Source organism: Nocardia cerradoensis NBRC 101014 (assembly GCF_000308535.1).
Lineage (GTDB): Bacteria > Actinomycetota > Actinomycetes > Mycobacteriales > Mycobacteriaceae > Nocardia > Nocardia cerradoensis.
In genome coordinates this window covers 1-15,659 of sequence record NZ_BAFW01000125.1, presented here as the reverse complement: position 1 = coordinate 15,659, position 15,659 = coordinate 1, and the positions used below count along the sequence as shown (strand labels likewise).

The 15,659-nt window shown below is 68.4% G+C and carries 19 protein-coding genes and 1 pseudogene; 9 read left to right on the top strand and 11 right to left on the bottom strand.

From position 1 onward, the window contains the following. A pseudogene (locus tag ON23_RS13125) lies at positions 1–726 on the bottom strand (dienelactone hydrolase family protein); the annotation flags it as partial. Positions 727–1,007: 281 nt separating this feature from the next. Further along, positions 1,008–1,250 carry an HIT family protein gene (locus tag ON23_RS13120; protein WP_051042616.1) on the bottom strand — a complete coding sequence of 81 codons (243 nt, stop codon included), beginning with the start codon at positions 1,248–1,250 and terminating at the stop codon, positions 1,008–1,010. 139 nt (positions 1,251–1,389) lie between these two features. Between ON23_RS13120 and ON23_RS13115 the strand changes: the two genes are divergently transcribed. After that, entirely contained in the window at positions 1,390–1,725 is a 336-nt protein-coding gene (locus ON23_RS13115; RefSeq protein WP_039778427.1) for a hypothetical protein, read from the top strand. Next, entirely contained in the window at positions 1,722–2,144 is a 423-nt protein-coding gene (locus ON23_RS13110) for a MerR family transcriptional regulator (protein WP_039778426.1), read from the top strand. Before ON23_RS13115 ends, ON23_RS13110 begins: the two co-directional genes overlap by 4 nt. A gap of 312 nt (positions 2,145–2,456) precedes the next feature. On the opposite strand, the gene ON23_RS36840 is transcribed toward ON23_RS13110, so the two are convergent. The 3 genes from ON23_RS36840 to ON23_RS13100 are packed head-to-tail and all read right to left on the bottom strand — an operon-like array spanning position 2,457 to position 3,763. Continuing rightward, a complete protein-coding gene (locus ON23_RS36840; RefSeq protein ID WP_083903907.1) occupies positions 2,457–2,669 on the bottom strand; it encodes a DUF397 domain-containing protein in 213 nt (70 codons plus the stop codon). Positions 2,670–2,687: 18 nt separating this feature from the next. After that, positions 2,688–2,897, bottom strand: a complete 210-nt coding sequence (locus tag ON23_RS13105) for a DUF397 domain-containing protein (RefSeq protein ID WP_039778424.1) — start codon at positions 2,895–2,897, stop codon at positions 2,688–2,690. Then, positions 2,894–3,763, bottom strand: a complete 870-nt coding sequence (locus ON23_RS13100) for a helix-turn-helix domain-containing protein (protein WP_039778422.1) — start codon at positions 3,761–3,763, stop codon at positions 2,894–2,896. Before ON23_RS13100 ends, ON23_RS13105 begins: the two co-directional genes overlap by 4 nt. Before the next feature lie 339 nt (positions 3,764–4,102). Between ON23_RS13100 and ON23_RS13095 the strand changes: the two genes are divergently transcribed. The 3 genes from ON23_RS13095 to ON23_RS13085 are packed head-to-tail and all read left to right on the top strand — an operon-like array spanning position 4,103 to position 5,012. Further along, the gene (locus ON23_RS13095) at positions 4,103–4,456 is read left to right on the top strand and encodes a hypothetical protein (protein WP_039778420.1); all 354 of its coding nucleotides are present in this window, start codon (positions 4,103–4,105) and stop codon (positions 4,454–4,456) included. 3 nt (positions 4,457–4,459) lie between these two features. Further along, a complete protein-coding gene (locus ON23_RS13090; protein ID WP_039778419.1) occupies positions 4,460–4,807 on the top strand; it encodes a hypothetical protein in 348 nt (115 codons plus the stop codon). Then, positions 4,800–5,012, top strand: a complete 213-nt coding sequence (locus ON23_RS13085) for a hypothetical protein (RefSeq protein WP_039778418.1) — start codon at positions 4,800–4,802, stop codon at positions 5,010–5,012. The genes ON23_RS13090 and ON23_RS13085 overlap by 8 nt, the downstream gene beginning before the upstream one ends. Positions 5,013–5,091: 79 nt before the next feature. On the opposite strand, the gene ON23_RS13080 is transcribed toward ON23_RS13085, so the two are convergent. Then, positions 5,092–5,319, bottom strand: coding sequence for a hypothetical protein (locus tag ON23_RS13080; RefSeq protein ID WP_039778416.1), 228 nt, complete (start codon positions 5,317–5,319; stop codon positions 5,092–5,094). 165 nt (positions 5,320–5,484) lie between these two features. On the opposite strand from ON23_RS13080, the gene ON23_RS13075 reads away from it, so the two are divergent. Next, on the top strand, positions 5,485–6,636 hold the full coding sequence (locus ON23_RS13075) for a serine hydrolase domain-containing protein (RefSeq protein WP_039778415.1): 1,152 nt from the start codon (positions 5,485–5,487) through the stop codon (positions 6,634–6,636). A gap of 22 nt (positions 6,637–6,658) precedes the next feature. Here ON23_RS13075 and ON23_RS13070 read toward each other — a convergent pair whose 3' ends face one another. Continuing rightward, complete coding sequence (locus ON23_RS13070; protein ID WP_039778414.1) at positions 6,659–7,054, bottom strand: hypothetical protein; 396 nt, start codon at positions 7,052–7,054, stop codon at positions 6,659–6,661. Between the two features lie 101 nt (positions 7,055–7,155). Here ON23_RS13070 and ON23_RS13065 point away from each other — a divergent pair, with 101 nt between their 5' ends. After that, a complete protein-coding gene (locus ON23_RS13065) occupies positions 7,156–7,614 on the top strand; it encodes a MarR family transcriptional regulator (protein ID WP_083903906.1) in 459 nt (152 codons plus the stop codon). Positions 7,615–7,630: 16 nt separating this feature from the next. Here the strand turns inward: ON23_RS13065 and ON23_RS13060 are convergent, their stop codons facing one another. Then, complete coding sequence (locus ON23_RS13060; protein ID WP_039778413.1) at positions 7,631–8,098, bottom strand: YybH family protein; 468 nt, start codon at positions 8,096–8,098, stop codon at positions 7,631–7,633. Positions 8,099–8,108: 10 nt separating this feature from the next. Then, a complete protein-coding gene (locus ON23_RS13055) occupies positions 8,109–8,693 on the bottom strand; it encodes an NADPH-dependent FMN reductase (protein ID WP_039778411.1) in 585 nt (194 codons plus the stop codon). 159 nt (positions 8,694–8,852) lie between these two features. On the opposite strand from ON23_RS13055, the gene ON23_RS13050 reads away from it, so the two are divergent. Continuing rightward, positions 8,853–9,341, top strand: a complete 489-nt coding sequence (locus ON23_RS13050; RefSeq protein ID WP_039778409.1) for a M15 family metallopeptidase — start codon at positions 8,853–8,855, stop codon at positions 9,339–9,341. Between the two features lie 219 nt (positions 9,342–9,560). Beyond that, the gene (locus tag ON23_RS13045) at positions 9,561–9,803 is read left to right on the top strand and encodes a hypothetical protein (RefSeq protein WP_036501865.1); all 243 of its coding nucleotides are present in this window, start codon (positions 9,561–9,563) and stop codon (positions 9,801–9,803) included. 42 nt (positions 9,804–9,845) lie between these two features. On the opposite strand, the gene ON23_RS13040 is transcribed toward ON23_RS13045, so the two are convergent. Continuing rightward, positions 9,846–14,069, bottom strand: coding sequence for a TIGR02680 family protein (locus tag ON23_RS13040; RefSeq protein ID WP_039778408.1), 4,224 nt, complete (start codon positions 14,067–14,069; stop codon positions 9,846–9,848). A gap of 3 nt (positions 14,070–14,072) precedes the next feature. Then, positions 14,073–15,518, bottom strand: coding sequence for a TIGR02678 family protein (locus tag ON23_RS13035; protein ID WP_083903904.1), 1,446 nt, complete (start codon positions 15,516–15,518; stop codon positions 14,073–14,075). Positions 15,519–15,659 lie beyond the last annotated feature (141 nt).

Sequence of the window (15,659 nt, the reverse complement as noted above, 5' to 3'; positions counted from 1 at the left end):
AAATGCCGTGCGAAGAAACGACTTCCGTCGTCTCCCTCGAACTGCGGGACGCCGGTGTGGCCGCCCATATTCGGCGTGCAGCGTCTTCTCCTTCGAGCCGAGGGCGTCGAACAGGTCCAGGGCTTGCTGCCGGTCGTTTCCTTCGTCGTCCCACTGCAGCAGGACCAGTAGTGGAATGGTGACCTGCCGGGCCTCGTCGAACATGCTGCGGGGCACGTAACTTCCGGCGAACAGGACGGCGGCCGCGATGCGCGGCTCGACCGCAGCCAGCCGGACCGCGATGCCGATCACCCCTCCCGAGAAGCCGACCGGGCCGCTGATCCCGGGCAGCGACAGGAGCGCGTCCAGGGTGGCCCGCCATTCCGGTACCGCCTTGTCGGCCAGTGGAAGGATGAGCCGGTCCACGATCTCGTCGTCGACCGGCACGCCGGCCTGCACGGCTCGGCGCAGGTCGGCGCGGGCTTGTTCGGCGGCGGGGGACGGAGGCCGCTCACCGCTGCCGGGGAGTTCGATGGTGGCCGCGGCGTAGCCGTCCGCCACGGCATGCCGGGCCCGGCCCGCCAGCCGGGGATACATCCTGCGCAGTCCGCCGGGATGGCCGAGCAGGATCAGCGGTGTCGGTGCGGGGGCGGAAACAGGCGTCCACAGGATGCCGGGGATCTCGCCGAGGGTGAATTCGCGTTCGAGGACGTCGTCACCGAGACGCTGTTCGGAGGTGAAGTGCATGGTCGTGCCTTTCGGGAGTGCTCTCGCGCGGCGCTCCCGGACGACCTATCGCCCGACCGTGACCCCGGAGGGGAGCACCCATGTCGATACTGCGTTCACGGGTACCACCTCCTCGTTCTCTTGCACGGCTTCCGGAAAGGTAGCAGTGGTCGCTACGGCCCGCCAAGTGGTTTTCCGCAGGCTACGCCAATTTCCCTGCTGACTGCCCAGGCTCAGCAGAGAGGTGCGTTCGACGTCGACCGTGGCCTCCACCGCTTCCGCCACGCGATACACCAGTGCCATCAAGCGAAGGTACGCATCCTCGCTGAAATCGCCGACCACATGCTCGTAATGGATTTCGGGGCGACCAGCACATGTCCCAGCGACGTCGGATACTTGCCGAGGAACGCGATGTTCTCCTCGGTCTCGGCGACGACCTCGTGCCACCCGTCGTTACCCGGGTCGGCGACCACCTCGCAGATGAAGCACGAACTCGATTGAACTCGCCGCGCGTACGCTTCGACATCGAACGGAACTCGTTGCATACCAAGCGATTCTGCCCGTCGGGGCTCGGTGCATCCAGCGCCGGGATCGACTGTTGGAAGCCGCCGGCGCACCTGAATCAGCGCTCGGGTGAATTTCGAGGTTGCATCCGGTACCGGGGTACAGGTTTACCGTCGATCCATGACCATTTCGCCGGTTCAGAACGACTGGGTGCCCTCGGCCTGCACCCTGCCCACGGTCGAGCAGCCGATCCGGGTGGCCGAATTCGATCGGTTCTTCGCTGATGCGGTCCGTGCTGTCCGTCGACCGCATCCGCACCGCCTCGAACTGATCCTCGCCTCCGGCGCCGAGCCGCGCGCACGGGACCTCGCGGCGCGGGAGACCGGCTGCTGTTCGTTCTTCGTGTTCGACTTCGACGCCACTGAACAAGGGACGGTGCTGAGTATCGGTGTGCCACCGGCCTATACGGCGGTGCTCGACGCGATCGCTGCCCGCGCCACCGGCGGTGCGCGGTGAGCGCTCTGCGCACCAGCGAGCTCGCGGCCGCCGCCGGAGTGAACACCCAGACTCTGCGCTACTACGAACGCCGCGGCCTGCTCGCCGAACCGCAGCGCACCCTCGGCGGGCACCGCCTGTATCCGGAGGAGGCGGTGACGGTGCTGCGGGTGATCAAGGCGGCCCAGCGGCTCGGATTCAGCCTCGACGAGGTTGCCGACCTGCTCTCCGGCTCAGGCCATCATCGGCGCGCCGACGCCGGATTGCGCACCCGTGCGCGGGCCAAGCTCGCGGAGGTCGATGCCAAGCTGGCCGAACTCGGCGCGGTCCGCGACACCTTGCGTGCCGCACTGGCCGCCGGATGCGAGGATCTACTCGTCTGTAGTGAAACGCCCTCTTGCCCAGTACCTTTCGGTGTATCAGCCGACTCCGGTGATTAGCGGACCGTTCACACCGGCAGTCGCGAATGCCGACACGAAGATGCGGCGCTGCACCCACCTCCATCGGCGCTGGGGCAGCGTTACGTGCCGACTGGCCGAGCGCACACGCGGTGGTGCTGGGCGAGCGCACACCCGGTGGTGCTGGGCGCCGGATCGGCCTGGAGCGCGCCGAGATCCGGTGCCGATGCCAGGCCGCCCCACTGCGTCGGCAGGACTGTGGCGCAGCACTTTTCGGTCTCGCCTGTTTCTGGAACAGCAATCGTGCGGAATTACCCACTGCGAGCCGCCCGGCCGACTCGCTGCGCCGGGCGACTACGCGCGTGGTTGGGAGAACCCGCCGTTCAGCATCGTGCCGGTGAAGGCGTCCCACTCAGCGGGGGTGAAGACTAGGGCTGGACCACCGGGGTTCTTGGAGTCGCGGACGCCGACTGCCCCACCCTCGAGGAATGCGACTTCGACGCACTCTCGTGTGGCAGTGCTCCGACTACTTTTGAACCACGTTGCTCCTGACAGATCGACGCTCACTTCAGATCTCCTTCTCGACTACGGATGCGGTCGGTCGAACTCACCGGTACGCAGGGTATCGGTGAAGGCGTCCCACTCGCCGGGGGTGAAAGCGAGGGCGGGACCGCTTGGGTCTTTCGAATCACGAACGCCGACCATGCTGTCGAGGAACGCGACTTCGACGCACTCCTTCGTGGCCCCGCTTCGGCTGCTTTTGAACCACTTCGCACCGGATAGATCAGCGCTCACCCTAGATGCTCCTTCGCTATCTGCCGTAACGTGATCCTGCTGCGTGCCGCATCCAGTGCGGCAGACTGCATGACCTCGTATGCTCCAGCGTACCGACGGAGGCTAGCGGGTTTCTCCAAATACAGGTCGCCCGTATAGGTTTCCGCGTACACGACGTTGTGTGTGGCGTGGCCGAAGCGCAGCATCACAAATGGGCCGATCGCTTCGCCTATCGGGACACCGGCGGTGAATGGAAGAATCCGAACGTCGACATTCGCGCGCGTACCGATATCTGCCAAGTAGCGCACCTGGGAACTCATCACCTTGGCGCCACCAACGACACGCCAAAGCGCAGCCTCGTGGATTATGAGCTCCAGTCTGGCCGGCCGGACCCTACGAGTGATGAGTAGTTGTCGTCGCATCTTGAGTTGTACGCGCCGCTCGATCTCCTCGTCCGGATCATCCGGCAACGCACTTCGCAGAAGTGCCCGGGCATAGTCAGGAGTCTGAAGCAGGCCGGGGATCAGTTCGGGCTGGTACGTTGCGATCTCTTGTGCGGCCGTTTCCAAGCCCACGTATATGTCGAAGTCAGCAGGAATCAGGTCGTCGTATTCGTGCCACCAGTTCTTCGTATCAGCCTGCTGGGCAAGACCTTTCATCGCATCGATCTTCTCCTCATCGAACTCGTACAACCGGCAGTATGCCTCGATCTCGGGAACCGACAGCTTCTGCGTGAGCCCCTTCTCGATACGCATCAACGTGGGTGCCGAGCGTCCGATATGTGCCGCGGCCTCGGCCAGGCTCATGCCGGTTTCCTCCCGGGCCTGCCGGAGGTAGTAGCCGAGCTGGCGTTTCGGCAGGGACAGCGGTTCCCCGGGTTCGGCCATCGAATGCCCCCTTTCTGTTTCATTGCGAAGTGAAATGGTGCCTCTGGATTCCTGTAATCCGTCCTGGCGCTTTGCGGCACTTCCGGCGAAATTTCATGTCGCGCACGCGGACCAGGCCGGTCGATGGTCTTCTGGTGCTGCGACCACGACCGACGCGAAGCCATGACCGCTCCTGCGGTCGGCGCAAACAGAGGAACCTGACGAATCGCTAGTGCGGCTACAGGTGGAGTGCGCCACCTGTGCCACGGCTACCGCACATGTTAGCCGAGTTGTACCGGCGCGGCGAGTGTGGGTCGTGAATTGCGTACCAGCCCAACGTCATCGAAGGAGATGCCACCAGTGCCGTACTCGCCGATCGACGAGGATGCTCTCCTCGCGCTACCGGGTATCTGCGATCTGTCGCAGATTGAACTGGCTCACGATCTGATGCAGCATCATCGGACCTGCCGAATCGACCAGTGCGCGTGGAAACAGGTGGCCTACCGGACGCTCGTACATTTCCGGCGGGTCGAGCCGCCGCGGTTGAGTCCGCGCGAGCGTGCGCACCGGCGCGGCGTCGAATTCCCGGTGGGCAGTGGCGTTTCCGGTTCGTCACGTCAGAACGTCGTGCCGATCGAGACGTTCCAGCAGGTGCTCGCCGGGTTGACAGAACTGGCAAATAACATGCACCCGAACGTCTTTCGTGACCGGTAGCCGATGGGGACATGGAACGCCCTGTCGAGCGTCATCACGGTGCTGTCGGGGTGCGGTGTCGTGCTGCTCGCGGTCGGATGCTTCTGGCCCGGCGATGATCCTCCGCGTACGCGCCACGTCGATCGATGGGACGGCGCGAACCCAGGGCCGCCGATCGCGCGGCTCACGGACTGGAGCTGTGCCCCGCCCGCCGGGCCCTTCACCACGGCCGAGGCCCATCACTGGATGCAGATCCATCGCGACCACGACTGCCCGCGCAAGCGCGAGGCCTTCGCCGCGCTGGTCGCGGCCGGTCGCATTCGGCCCGATTCCACCCGCCGGAACACCGTCAGGAGCGAAGACGATGAGTGACCGCGAGACGAATACCTCGGCAGCGCAAGCAGATCCGGTGCCGGAACGAAGCCGCGAGCTCACAGCGCGCGCCGACACCGCCGGCTACGTTCTCCTCCGCAGCGTCCGCCCACAACCGGAATGGACACTGCTGGACAGGGAAAGCGGGGAAGAGATTTTCCGCGCCGCCGAACTCGGTGCGATCGAACAATGGCTCGATTCGTGATCCGTAGTGCTACAACGTCGTGAGGGGACGCGGCAGCGGGTGACGAATGCGGTGCGGCGATGGGCTCGGTCACCGGCAGTCAGCGAAACGGCGATGTGGCTGTTGCCCACCGGGACCGTTTCGCGCGGTGCCGGCCGGTGGGTGCGACGCCGCCTTGGCGCACCATGCGCCGCCGGGTCACCTCGTCGGCCTGGGCGGGGATTCGTCGCGTTCGTCCCGGCGCCAGGGAGGCGACTGCGACCAGCGCGCTCGCTCCCAGCGCGGCGGCCAGCGGCACCAGAGCGTTCGCGGTCAGTGGAAGAGCCATGACTGCCTCCTCGTCGTCGGGTCGACAGAGCACACGACCGCTTCGCACGCTATCGGGTGATTCGGACTCAGGGCGGGGCGACACGCCGCCGCGCATTTCGCCCGGCGCGCCGATGTTCGGCGGCGAACACCGGCCGCAATCTCTGTAACGTGTTCTAATTTCGGCATGACCGGCGTGCGGGGATGGGTGGATCCGGCCTTCGAGGCGGTCCGGGAGGTGTTCGCGGCCAACCTGGCCGAGGGGCGTGATCTGGGCGCCTCGGTGGCGGTGTGTGTGGACGGACGTCCCGTGGTGGACCTGTGGGGCGGCGTCGCGGACGAACGCACCGGGCGATCCTGGGAGCAGGACACGGCCTGCGTGGTCTTCTCGTGCACGAAAGCGCTCACCGCCACGGCGGCCCTCGCCGTCGCGCAGGACGTCGGCATCGACCCGGACGAGCCGGTCGCGCGGTGGTGGCCCGAATACGCCGTCGCCGGCAAGGAATCCACGACACTCACCGACATGCTGACCCATCGGGCCGGGCTGCCCGTCTTCGAGCGGCCGATCACGGTGGCCGAAGCCGCCGATCCGGAACTGATGGCGCGCACGCTCGCGGCGCAGCGCCCGATCTGGCGGCCGGGTGGCGAACACGGTTATCACGCACTGACTTTCGGGTGGCTCGTGGGCGAATTCGTTCGCCGCCACACGCAGTCGACGGTCGCCGAATATGTGCGCGGCCACTTCGGCGCGGATCTGCGCATCGGTATCTCCGCCGACGAGGCCGCGCAGGCGGCGCGCCTGGCCCGCCCGCCCGCTACCGAGATGGTGTGGACGGACGACAGCGGGCCCATCGATGCGGCCGCGGCGGCCCGGTTGGCGGAGGCGTATCGCGATCCGGATTCGCTGCTGATGCGCTCCTCGTCCAATCCTGCTGCCGCATACAACAATTCGGAGGTCCTGGCGGGCGGATGGCCGGCGTCCGGTCTGGTCGTCACGGCTCGTGCTCTCGCCGGCTTCTATCGCGACCTCGTCGCGGGAACGCTGCTACCGCGGGCGGTCCTCGCGGAGGCCACACGAGAGCGGGTGCGCGGGGTGGACACGGTGCTGCAACTCGAGACGGCCTTGGGCTGGGGATACATGCTGCCGTCGCAGAATTTCGTGCTGCCGGATACCGCGGCACCCACCGCGTTCGGGCATCCCGGCGCGGGCGGCTCGATCGGCATGGGCGATGTCGACAATCGGGTCGCGATCGCCTTCGTGCCGAATCTGCGCCGCGACTGGCTCGCCGGTGACCGACGCGCCTACGACCTGGTCGCCGCCGTCTACGACTGTCTGTGACGGACACCGCGGTCTCGCGGATTCAGGCGAATGCGGCCGCTCTGCGGAGGGCGTCGAGCGTGGTTTCGGGTGAGGTGTTGAAACAGAACCGGATTCCCGGCGCTGCCGCGGCGACGAGATTGACGACGCGTTCGAACAACAGGGTGTGCTCGGGGACGGCTCGCACCGCACCGCCCACCATGACGAGGTCGAACGATCGGTTCGCCAGCACCGCGCGCAGGTCGTTCTCGGCCTCGTCGGGCGAGGCGGACACCAGGCACGGTGTGATGTCGAATTCGGTGTCCCGCAGCGCGGCGTTGGCGGCCTCGACCCTGGCTGTGAGTTGTTCCTCGTCCAGATCGGGAAAACGACTGTAGTCCAGCGCTCGTGGATGCAATCCGATGGTCAGTGCGCGGAGGCGGGCGGCGGGCTCGGTCATCGTTTCTCCTACGGGAAAGGGAGTGACAGCGTGTCGACGTGGGACGATGGGCCTGTTCGGCAATTTAGCTTTGAAAGCAAAGGTATTTGAGGGAGAGAAGTATGTCAACGGAGCACGAGGGGCTGTCCCTGGACGAGGGCGTCCGGGCGATGGTGTTGCTCATGCCGCGACTGGTCGGCCGGGCGAAACGCCTGCCGGTGCCCGAGGCACTGCGATCGTTCGATCTGGCACCGCGCCATCTGTCGTTGTTGACGTACGTGCTGTTCGACGGGCCGCTCACGGTCAACGAACTGGCGAGACGACTGGAGGTGGCGCCGACCACCGTGAGCCTGATGATCGGCGACCTGAGCCGGCAAGGCGTCCTGGAACGCCGCACCGACGACAACGACCGGCGACGCACCCTCGTCGCGATCGCCGACGCGCACCGCACGGCGGTGGCGGACTGGCTCGGTGGCGCGGATCGGGGGTGGCGTGCCGCGCTGGGCCCGCTGACCGCGGAGCAGCGGGCCCTGGTCATCACGACACTGCGCGCCTACGAGGAGGCCGTCTCATCCGACTGACACCGCGCAAGACCTGTCAGGGTTCGAGATCGACGACGCCTGCGCCGCCGGCGATGTCGAACGGTACCGACACCTGGTCGTGCGCGATCAGCCAGATGCCGTCGATCTTTCGCATTCCATAGGTGACGCGGACCCACATACCGCTGTTGGCCACCCCGTTCTTCATCGTGCCGTGCAGTCGCGCGAACCCGTGCCCGAATGCCACGTCCTCGCCCACGGTGAACGTCAGGTCGCGAATCTCGTAGTTCACGTCGTCGAAGAACAGGAACACCTTGGCCCAGTTGTCGAGTTTGGCCGCGATACCGACGTGCTGGAGCGGCGGCTCGACATCGAAGGACACCACGTCGGTCGCGTACGCCCGGCGCACCGCCTCGAGGTCCTTGGCGCGCAGTCCGTCGATCACCCGGCCGATCTGCCGGCGGATCTCGGCTTCGTCGGCCGCGACGCGGTCGGCGCCCGACTGAAAGTCGTTGGATACGGTCATGTTCGGCTCCTCAGGAATTGGCGAGAGTGGTTTCGGCGCCGGCCCGCAGCGGGGCGAGCGCGGTGCTCCACGCGATGACTTGGTCCAGTGTCTTGTCCAACGCGGCGCCATGATGGTCACGCGGGGTGAACGTGGTGTGGTTCTCGAAATCGGTGAGCACCGAGATCGATACCTGATAGCCCACATCGGCCATGCCCAGCGAGCTGCAGACCGCCCGCAGCTGCACGACCGCGCGGGCGCCGCCGTTCGCGCCGTAGGAGACGAATCCGACCGACTTGTCGACCCACTCCGCGAACACATGATCGAGGGCGTTCTTCAGCACCCCAGGCATACCCCCGTTGTATTCGGGCGTCACCAGCACGAAACCGTCGAACTGGGCAATCCGCTCGGCCCAGGCCCGGGTGTGCGCATGCACCGAGGGGCCGAACATCGGCGGCACCGGCTCGTCCAGATGCGGTAGCGGGTGGTCGCGCAGATCGATCAGTTCGAACTCGGCATCGCCGCGACGCGCTGCCGAGTCCAGAACCCACTGCGCAACCTGCGCACCGTTGCGGTTGGGGCGGGTACTGCCGAGGATGATGCCGATTCTGGTCATTTCCGGAACTCCTGGATGGCTGAAAACTGGTACGCCCTCTACGACGACGCAGCCGCCCGGAATGTCAGGCGGTGGGTGTGCCAGGCGGCTCGCGGTCGCGACGGTGGGCCGGGACCCGGTTGCGCGGTATGCGGATCGGCGCTGGTTACGATCGTTTTCATGCTGCGAGGACTTGCTGGTACAGCCGTGGTGGTCGGTGTGGCTCTGGCCGGGGCCGCGGGACCGGGTCTGGCCGAACCCACCCACACCGCATTCGCCGCCGGCACCGAAGGGCTGGATCCGCTGCTGGCCGCCGCCTACACGATGGCCGAACGCCAGGCCCATCAGGAGGGCGTGCCGCTCGAGATCGTGTCCGGTCACCGCACCCGCGAGGAGCAGGAACAGCTGTGGGAGCAGGGCATCGCCACCTACGGCGGCCCCGACGCCGCGCGGCGGTGGGTGCTGCCGCCGGACGAATCCACGCACGTGACCGGTAAGGCGATCGACGTCGGCCCGCAGCGGGGCGCACAGTGGCTGCAGGACAACGGAAATCGGTGGGGGCTCTGTCGGACGTTCGACAACGAGTGGTGGCACTTCGAGTTGCAGACCTTTCCGGGCGGCGCCTGCCCGCCCCGGTGGCCCGACGCCGGCGTCCGTCCGCACCGATAGCGCGAAACTCGCGAATCGGATAGCTACCAACCGGTATTCAGCAAACTTTCGGAGACACGCCGATTGTCCTGTCCAATACCGGTGTGGCGCACTCGCGGATGGGGCACTGTAAATGTCTGGCGGTTTCCCGGCAGACGGGCCGGGACGCTCGAAGCGATGGAGGTTCGGGTGCGAGGGCGGGTTCCGGTACGGCGGAGCGGTGCGATACGTGGCAATGCGGTGCACAGCGAGACCGGACCGGAGATACCCACGGTCCAGCTGATCCCCGAGACCGGTCTGGCCTCGATACCGTGCGGATGGCTGTTGCCGGAACTGCCCACCGCACTGCTCATCGCGGTCTTCGTCGGCACCGGCTGGGTCGGCTACGCCGCCTCCGACCGGCCGATTCCCGATCCGCCGCTCACCGTCGTGGTCGCACCCGGCGACCGGGATTCACTCTCGGTCACCTTCGGCGACCGGTGAGGCGTGCCGGGGCGAATATTCCCGGCGCGCAACGGTTTACGCTCAGCTGGTGGGTTCCAGTGCCTCGTCGAAGGTGATGCCGCCCTCGACGGTGTGTGGAGTGCGGCGCCGGTTCGGGGAGCCCAGGGCGGTGGTCAGATCGGAGCCGTCGTGTTCGGCGAGCAGCGCCGAGGAATCCCACACCAGCAGCGTGGCGCTGACGGTGTTCTCGGCCGCCGAATGCGCGAGATCGTAGTGCGCGCACGCGGGCACGTGATCGTAGGTGATCCACAGGTCGTAGCCGGTCATGAACAGGTCCAGATCGAAATCGACCGAGAGGCCGAGCAATTCGCTGCGACCGTTGTCGTCGACGCCGGCGAACGCCTCGTCCAGCGCGAGCAGTCGCGGCGCCTGCGGATCGGCCGAATCCAGCATCACGTGGGCGGCCGCGAACAGCGGAAGATGCAGCGACACCGACTGTTCGCCACCCGAGAGCGCGCTGTGTCGCGCCACGGTGAGCCGATCCTCGGAGCCGTCGGCGGTCACCAGGGTGAACGAGAACACCCGCCAGGTGCGGTAGTCCAGGGTGGTGGCCAGGATCTCCGGATAGGACCGTTCCGGATGCGCCGCCCGCGCCGCGCGGATCTCGGCGGCGAAATGCGCACGCACCGTGGCCAATTCGCCGGGGCCCAAGTCGGCGGCGGCCCGGTCGAGCAGTTTGCACACCGCGCGCGCCGACTCCGACAGGTTGTCCGCCAGCACCCAGTGCACGCCGATGGTGTTCCCGGAGGACATGCGCCGCTGCTTCATCTCCGCGCCCATCCGGGCGATGAGATCGCGGGCGTCGCAGGTGCGTTCGTGGATCTGCTGTGCGAGGCCGGTCAGCAGCGCGTCCTCGAGAATGCGTCGTTCGGCATCGGTGAGCAGCAGTTCCTGATCGGCGCGGGCCGCGGCGATGCGGTCGGCGAAATCGGCCAGCGCCGCCATCCCGTTGTCGTCGTGCACCTGCACCACGGTCAGGCCGTCGGCGGCATCCCACTGCAGACGGTAGTCCTGGCGCGCGGAGGCCAGTGCGGCGTCGAATTCCTGCAGTGCCGCGGTCACCGCGCTGCGGGTCGACTTGCGGGCGGACTCGCCCGCGCGCACGGAAGCGGTGGCGGCGCAGAGGTTGTCGAACAACTCGTGCACCTCGACGGGCAGGACTGCGGTCTCACCCTCCGGCCCGCCGGATTCGATGCGATACAGCAACCGATCCGCGGTCGACCAGGCCGCCGGTGAACTCGGCCACCGGCTCTCGGTGGGCGCGCCCAGCAGCGAGAGCAGATCGGGCCGCGCGTAGGGCGCGAGGTGGCGGACGTCGGTGAGCAATTCGGTCAACGCCGTGCCGAGGGACTCGTGCGCGGCGCGATAGGCGCCCTCGGCGGATCCGACCGCTTCGATCGCCTCGGCGGCGGCCTTGCGGGCGGCGCGCTGTTCGGCGCGGGCGGCGTCGATGCGCTCACGGGCCTGCTCGAGTTCGCGGTCGATATCGGCGGCGTCGGCGCCCAACGCCTCGCGCAGCGTCTCGAGTTTGCGCAACTGCTCCTCGTACCCGGCTCGGGCCGCCTCTGCCTCCTCGGCGAAAGCCTCGGCAAGATCCCGGGATTCGGCGAGCCGGTCGTTCGCCTCCCGGGCGCGTTCGGCCTCGCGCTGCTGGTCGCCGCGCAGCCGCAGCAGCGCGGTGCCGGTGTTCTCGAAATGACGGACCGCCGCGGCGAGCGCGTCCAGTTCCGCGGGGTCGCGAGGTGCGTTGCGGGCCGCGGCGACCGCGCGCACCTTCTTGTCGGCCGCGGTGAACGCCGAGACGGCTTGGTCCAGATCGCGCTCGGCCTGCGCCGCCGCTTCGGTATGCGAGCGCAGCACACCCGCCGCCTCCGACACCGACCGCAGCGCCGCGATCACCGCACCGCTGCGCGGCAATTCCTTCGCGGCGGCCGCCAGCCGCGCCAACTCGCCGGAGGCCTCGTCGGCGTCCGCGCGGGCGCTCTGCTCGGCCTGTTCGGCGGCGGCGATCTCCTCGGCCAGCTCGGCCAGGCGCCGCTCCCGGCGCCGGGCCCGGGCGGTGGCGCCGATGAATTCCGCCTGCGACTTGTGGTGGCGGCCGAGCTGCACGCCCTGCCGGAAACCACCGTCGCCGCCGACGGCGACCAGGTTCTCCGACGCGGGGGAGGCGCTGTCGCTCAGGGCGATCGAGGCCAGGATGTCGGCGAGATGGGTGCGCGAGACCGCGGCGATCGGCGAATCGGAATCGTCGCCGACACCGTCCTCGACGACCAGTACCTGCGCGAGGGTGGGACCGCCGGGCCGGGCGGTGGGTGGGAGCGAGGTCAGGTAGATGTCCGAATCAGCCTGCGGTACTTCGTCATTCGCTGCGACCCAGGCGTCGAGCAAACCCGCGGCCTGCAGCGCGGCCTCGATCCCGGCGGCGCGCTCGGCGTCGACGTCGTCGGCGAAGCGCACCAGCCGCCACAGCGGCGCACCGGCACGTGTGGCCCGGGAATCGGTGCGGCTCTGCGGTGCCGGGGGTGCGTCGTCCTGTTCGGCCGCGACCCGCTGCTGTTCAGCACGCAGCGCCGCGGCGCGATCGCGCGCCTGATCTGCGGCCGCCCGGGCCTGGCGGAGGCGGTCCCGCAACGTTTCGGTGAGCGAGTCACTGTGCTCGGCCAGCACCTGCGGCAGCGGCGGCGCATCGTCACCGCCGGCCTCGGCGAGGGCGGCGTCGAGTGCCTCGAACAGTCCGGCGGCCACGGGGGAGAACAGTTCGCGGTGGGTGTCCCACCAATTACGGAGGGAGGCAGCGGTATTCGCGCGCGCCAGCGCCACCGCGGCCTCCGCCTCGGCCAGTTCGGCGGTGGCGGTGTCGCGGTGGCGGCCCGCGCGTTCGACGGTTCGTTCCGCGCGGGTGCGGTCGGCCGCGGCGGCATCGGCCACCGTCATCGCCTGGCGCACCGCGCGCACATCGGCGTCGCGTTCCTCGGCGTGGCTGCGCACGGTGGTGGTGAGCTGTTCGGCGCGGGCCTGTTCCGGCAGCGCGGCCCAGGCGATTCCGGCTTCCTCGGCCGCCGCGCGCAGTTCGTCCTCACCGCGGGCCAGGGCCGCGGCGGCGGTGGCGACCGCGGCGGTGGCGCGTTCGTATTCGTCGCCGCGCTGGTCGGCCGCCTGCTGAGCCTTGGTCGCCTTGTCCCGGTGGACCGCCGCCGAGGTCTCCAGCCGCCGCACCGCATCGGCCAGATCGTCGAGTTGCTGCTTACCCTCGTAGGCGCTGGAACGCTGCAGCGTCTCCCGATCGGTGAGGGCCTGCTCGTAGGCGCGATCGGCCTCGTCGCCGCGATGCTCGGCCGCGGTGCGCTCGCTCTCGCGACGCTGCCGCAGTGCCGCGGCCGCGAACAGCGCGGTGCTGCCGTGGGTCACCGCGTCCAACCGGGAGCGCACCTGATCCACATCCGACTTCGCCTGCACCGCAAGGTATTTGCGGTAGACGTCGACGAAGGTGCGAGTAGCGGAATCGGCGGCGACCAACCCCTCGAGGGTGCGGCCGACCTCCTCCATATCGCTGAACGAGCGGGCGGCGTCGAGGATCAGCTGATCGTCGAGCGGGCGCAGACCGTCGGTGAGCGCCTGCGACAGTCCGCGCGGATCCAGGTTCTTGGCCAGCTGCGGGCGGCGCAGGGTCAGAATCAGATTGATCAGCTGGTCGTAGCGCTGCACACCCAGACCGAACATGCGCGCGTCGATCGCGGCGCGATAGTCGACGGGACGGTCCACGATCGCGTCGGTGCCGATCTGCTCGGCCAGTTGTTTGCGGGTGAAGGGCCGGTCGTCGGGACCGATCAGCGAGAAGTCCACGCCCACCCGGCCGTCGGCGACGAAATACCACCGCGTCACCTTGTCCGAGGACCGGGTGGCGCGCATGCCGATGCCGACGGTCACCACCTCGGGTTCCGACCAGCGCCCGCGCGCGAATTCCATCCAGACGTAGGAATAGGCCGAATCCTGTTTGCGGTACAGCAGATTCGACTTCATCGTGCGCTCTTCGCCGGCGAACGGATTCAACCGGCGCGGCTCGATGCGGCCGTCGAAGACGAAGGGGAACAACACCTCCAGCGCCTTGGTCTTACCCGAGCCGTTCGGCCCGCGCAGCACCAGCCGTCCGTCCGCGAAGCAGAATTCCTGATCCCGGTAATCCCACAGATTGACGATTCCGGCGCGGGTGGGAATGAAGCGGACACCACCGTGAATGAGGTCCATGGGTTACTCCGTCCCCTTTCCTGAGGTCCTGGATCCCGCCGCGCCGACCGGCGCGGCCGCCGGTTCCCCGGTGGCGTGCGTGCCCAGCGATCGTGCCGAGGCGAACAATTCGGATTCGGCCCGCGTGCGCACGGTGACCACCGCGCCCCGATAGCGGGCGAGCGCGGGCAGGGCCAGAATGCCGCCGTCGACCGTCTCCACGAGGGACAACCGGGCCAGCAGGCCGACCACCTCGGTGGTGAGCCCGTCCACGTCGGCCTGCCACTGGGCGGCGAAGGTCGAACCGTACCGCTCGGTGAGCGCGTGCACCGTCGCGCGAATCCACTCGTCGTCGACGAACGGATGGGTGATCGGCCCCGGACCTTCCTCGTCGTCGGCCGGATCTTCCGCGTCGACGGGTTCCTGCGGCAGTGTGACCAGCGGCGCGAAAACGGTGGCCGCCGGGATGGCGGCATCGAGACCGTCGGCGATGTCGGTGGCGGCGGGCGGTCGCGGCCGGCGCGGCAGCGGATCGTCGATGTCGAGGACCCGGTCGGCGATCTCGCCGATCAGCAGCAGCGCCACCTGCGCGAGCGTTCCGGTGCTGGGGAAGCGCACATCGGAGAACCGGCCGGAGGTGTCGATCAGGGCCACGCCCTCACCGCGGCGTTCGGCGCGCAGCCCGGTCAGCAATTCGACCTCGGACACGATCTTCTCGCTGCCCAGCGCGGATTGCTCGGCCGCACCGAGGGTTTCGGTGTAGACGACCGGCAGTTCGATCAGCGCCCGCCGCACCCGGCGCGCGGCCGCCGCCCGCGACGGCACGGAAGTCGTTGCGGCGGAATCGGTGTCGTCGGCGAGCAGGGTGCGCACACTGTGCAGGTGCTGCAATGCGCGCGGCGGCCGGAAGATCGCGAACACCACCGAGCGGTCGATGTCGTAGAGCGCCTCACCCGCTTCCGGGTCGGCCGCCCAGCCACCGGCGTCGCCGTCGGCGAGGGACAACGCGCCGCGGGCGGCCAGCCACGCCACCGCGTCCACGAACGCATCCCGGTCGGCCGCGCGTTCGGTCGACAGTTCCAGCCCCTCCACCCGCACGGCGTAGGCGGCGACCTGATCGGCCAACTCCGACAACGTGATCTGGTCACCGGCGCGACCGAGCGCGGCCAGAGCGAGCGACAGATACGCATAGCGGCGACGGTCGAAAACGCGATCGGCGGGGGTACGGGCGGGCCGGCCGGTGTCGAGCCGGTCCGCGATCGGGAACAGCCGCGCCGTGGTCTCGGTGACCTCGAGCCGATAGCCGAGCAGTTCGGCCATATCCTCGCGCAGTTCGGTTGCCCAGCGCCGAATCAGCGGCAGCGCAATGCGATCCGGGAAGGTCCGCGTCACCAGATGATTGGCCAGCAGGACCCGCGCGGCGCGCTGGTAGCTGTCCAAGGCCAGCGGATCGATGGATTTGGCGTGCATCACGACCGTCCGGAGGCGGTACGGGCGCGGGAATTCTCGCGCACCTCGAGCCGTCGATGGTCGAGATACAGCAGACCCTGAGCGGTGCGCACCACTGTGGAGCCGGGATGTTCGCGGACCGTCAGCGTGACGCCGCTGTCG

What these genes read in the sequence shown, in the direction of transcription:
- ON23_RS13080 (WP_039778416.1), bottom strand. Translation starts at nt 5,319, where the DNA reads ATGGCTCTTCCACTGACCGCGAACGCTCTGGTGCCGCTGGCCGCCGCG.
- ON23_RS13090 (WP_039778419.1), top strand. Translation starts at nt 4,460, where the DNA reads ATGGGGACATGGAACGCCCTGTCGAGCGTCATCACGGTGCTGTCGGGG.
- ON23_RS13100 (WP_039778422.1), bottom strand. Translation starts at nt 3,763, where the DNA reads ATGGCCGAACCCGGGGAACCGCTGTCCCTGCCGAAACGCCAGCTCGGC.
- ON23_RS13035 (WP_083903904.1), bottom strand. Translation starts at nt 15,518, where the DNA reads ATGCACGCCAAATCCATCGATCCGCTGGCCTTGGACAGCTACCAGCGC.
- ON23_RS13040 (WP_039778408.1), bottom strand. Translation starts at nt 14,069, where the DNA reads ATGGACCTCATTCACGGTGGTGTCCGCTTCATTCCCACCCGCGCCGGA.
- ON23_RS13050 (WP_039778409.1), top strand. Translation starts at nt 8,853, where the DNA reads ATGCTGCGAGGACTTGCTGGTACAGCCGTGGTGGTCGGTGTGGCTCTG.
- ON23_RS13075 (WP_039778415.1), top strand. Translation starts at nt 5,485, where the DNA reads ATGACCGGCGTGCGGGGATGGGTGGATCCGGCCTTCGAGGCGGTCCGG.
- ON23_RS13055 (WP_039778411.1), bottom strand. Translation starts at nt 8,693, where the DNA reads ATGACCAGAATCGGCATCATCCTCGGCAGTACCCGCCCCAACCGCAAC.
- ON23_RS13060 (WP_039778413.1), bottom strand. Translation starts at nt 8,098, where the DNA reads ATGACCGTATCCAACGACTTTCAGTCGGGCGCCGACCGCGTCGCGGCC.
- ON23_RS13115 (WP_039778427.1), top strand. Translation starts at nt 1,390, where the DNA reads ATGACCATTTCGCCGGTTCAGAACGACTGGGTGCCCTCGGCCTGCACC.
- ON23_RS13085 (WP_039778418.1), top strand. Translation starts at nt 4,800, where the DNA reads ATGAGTGACCGCGAGACGAATACCTCGGCAGCGCAAGCAGATCCGGTG.
- ON23_RS13065 (WP_083903906.1), top strand. Translation starts at nt 7,156, where the DNA reads ATGTCAACGGAGCACGAGGGGCTGTCCCTGGACGAGGGCGTCCGGGCG.
- ON23_RS13070 (WP_039778414.1), bottom strand. Translation starts at nt 7,054, where the DNA reads ATGACCGAGCCCGCCGCCCGCCTCCGCGCACTGACCATCGGATTGCAT.
- ON23_RS13120 (WP_051042616.1), bottom strand. Translation starts at nt 1,250, where the DNA reads ATGCAACGAGTTCCGTTCGATGTCGAAGCGTACGCGCGGCGAGTTCAA.